Below are 2,022 nucleotides of genomic sequence, written 5' to 3' on the forward strand. Positions count from 1 at the left end.
AATTACCAGCGCGAGGACGGATCCGTCGAGATTCCCGCGGCGCTCGTGCCCTACATGGGCGGGCTCTCCGAGATTCGGTCCGGCTGAGGGACCCGCTTCCGCTCAGGCCGAGGCGTTCTTCCGACCGCCGCGCGCCGCCCGTACCGCCTCCAGGACCCGCGCCGGCGTCATCGGAAGCCGCCTTCTCGGGGGCGTCGATCCTCCGCGGGGACTTCCCCATCACCCGGAATTCGGAGACGGGCCGCAGCACGCCTTTCTCGCCGACGACCCGCGCGATCTGGCGCCCCTTCGAGAGCTCCGCGTAAGTGACACGGCGCGACGGGTCTCCCGCGACGGAGACGATGCCGTTCTCGACGACGAGCTTTGCCCGCGGGACGCCGAGATTCCGCGCCGCGAGCCCCGTCAGCACCGCGCGCGCCTCCGCCGCGGCCGCGTGAAGCGCCGGACCGAACATGCGCGTGGTCAGGGAGCCGAACGTCCCCATGTCCCAGGGGCACCGGTCCGTGTCGCCGAGAACCATGTCGATCGACTCGAGCGCGAGAACGCCGGGAACCGGCCGAAAAATGATCGTACGCTTCCGTGTCCGCCGGTTCAAACTCTCCGCCGCCGCCCCCCTGTGGCAAACTCGCGTCGATGGCGAGCGGGGCCGAGATCGCGGCGATCCTGCGGCTCTCGCGGGCGTGCGAAGCCGAAGGCGTGCCGGCGGTTCTCGCCCGCCTCGTCGCGAGCCGGCTCGGAACCGCGTGAACGGCGTCGCCGCGATCCTTCTCGCCGCCGGCGGCTCGCGGCGGTTCGGCTCGCCGAAACAGCTGCACCGGGTCGCCGGCGTCTCTCTGGTGCGACGCGCGGCCGAGGCGGCGACGTCGGCGGGCTGCCGGCCCCTCGTCGTCGTTTTGGGTGCCGCGTCGGACGCGATCGCTCCCGAGCTCGAGTCCCTCGACTGCACGATCGTCGTCAACGACGGCTGGCGGGAAGGGATGAGCTCCTCGATCCGCGCGGGGGTCGTCCGGCTCCGCCAGGCGGCGCCCGACTGCTCGGCCGCGCTCCTGCTCCTCGCCGACCAGCCGTCCGTCGACGAACGGCTGATTGGGGCCCTCGTCGAGCGATTTCGATTCGGACCCGAGCTCGCCGCGGCCTGCCGCTACGGGGGCGTTCTGGGACCGCCGGCGATCTTCTCGGCCGGACTCTTCGGCGAACTCGAATCGCTCCGGGGCGACGAGGGAGCGAGATCCCTTCTTCGCTCGGGACGCATCGAGGTCGCCGAGCTCGACTTCCCGGAGGGGGCATTCGACGTCGACACCCGCCCCGACGGACGGGAATCTTGAGACGGGGAATCGACGTCTACGCCGTGTTCCGGCGTAGACTTTCTCCGCCGGAGGAGTGGCAGAGCGGTTGAATGCGGCGGTCTTGAAAACCGCTGTACCCGAAAGGGTACCGGGGGTTCGAATCCCTCCTCCTCCGCCAAGACCTCTCCGCTGCGCTTCGCTTCGCTCCGAGGCGCTCGGCCCTCCCCGGCCCGCGTCGGGCCTCACGCGTCGCGGGCTTCGCCCCGCGACAGTCTTGGCGACATCCAACCTGGGGGACGTATCCCGCTCGGCTCGCTTCGCCTCGCAATCGACGCTGCTGCGTCGACGAGCGGGACATCCAACCTGGGGGAAGTATCCCCCAAGCCCCCTCCCCATCTGGCAAGGGCGCTCCGCGCGCCCGCCTCCGCTCAGCGCCGCTCCGGCTGCGAGTTCTCCCCTGGCCGGCGAACGAGGTACTTGTCTCGCTATGCTTGCGCGCGCGGAAGTTCGCTCAGAAGAGTGGAAGTCGAGGCGCGAGCCCGAGGGGATGCGGGCGCCGGCCGTCGGCTAAGTCGTACTGCGAACGTATATCGTGCCGGCGGCACGAGCCCGCCCGGCTCGATGCATCGCCGGCGCTTGCTCAAGCGAGATCCCAGTCCGTGTGGGGCTTTTTGTTCCGAACGATGTAGTCCCAGAACAATCCGCCGTAGCTCCGCTCGACGTGGTGGATCGAACG

General features: G+C 70.2%; 1 protein-coding gene, 1 tRNA gene and 1 pseudogene. 2 read left to right on the forward strand and 1 reads right to left on the reverse strand.

All coding sequences use genetic code 11. The annotated features are described in order from the left end of the window. Nucleotides 1–346: 346 nt before the first annotated feature. A pseudogene (locus VFS34_10675) lies at nucleotides 347–520 on the reverse strand (molybdopterin cofactor-binding domain-containing protein). Nucleotides 521–743: 223 nt separating this feature from the next. On the opposite strand from VFS34_10675, the gene VFS34_10680 reads away from it, so the two are divergent. Both VFS34_10680 and VFS34_10685 read left to right on the forward strand, forming a co-directional pair. Continuing rightward, nucleotides 744–1,325, forward strand: coding sequence for a nucleotidyltransferase family protein (locus tag VFS34_10680; GenBank protein ID HET9794918.1), 582 nt, complete (start codon nucleotides 744–746; stop codon nucleotides 1,323–1,325). Between the two features lie 49 nt (nucleotides 1,326–1,374). Beyond that, nucleotides 1,375–1,464, forward strand: a tRNA-Ser gene (locus VFS34_10685). The last annotated feature ends 558 nt before the right edge of the window (nucleotides 1,465–2,022 follow it).

Source organism: Thermoanaerobaculia bacterium (assembly GCA_035717485.1).
GTDB lineage: Bacteria > Acidobacteriota > Thermoanaerobaculia > UBA5066 > DATFVB01 > DATFVB01.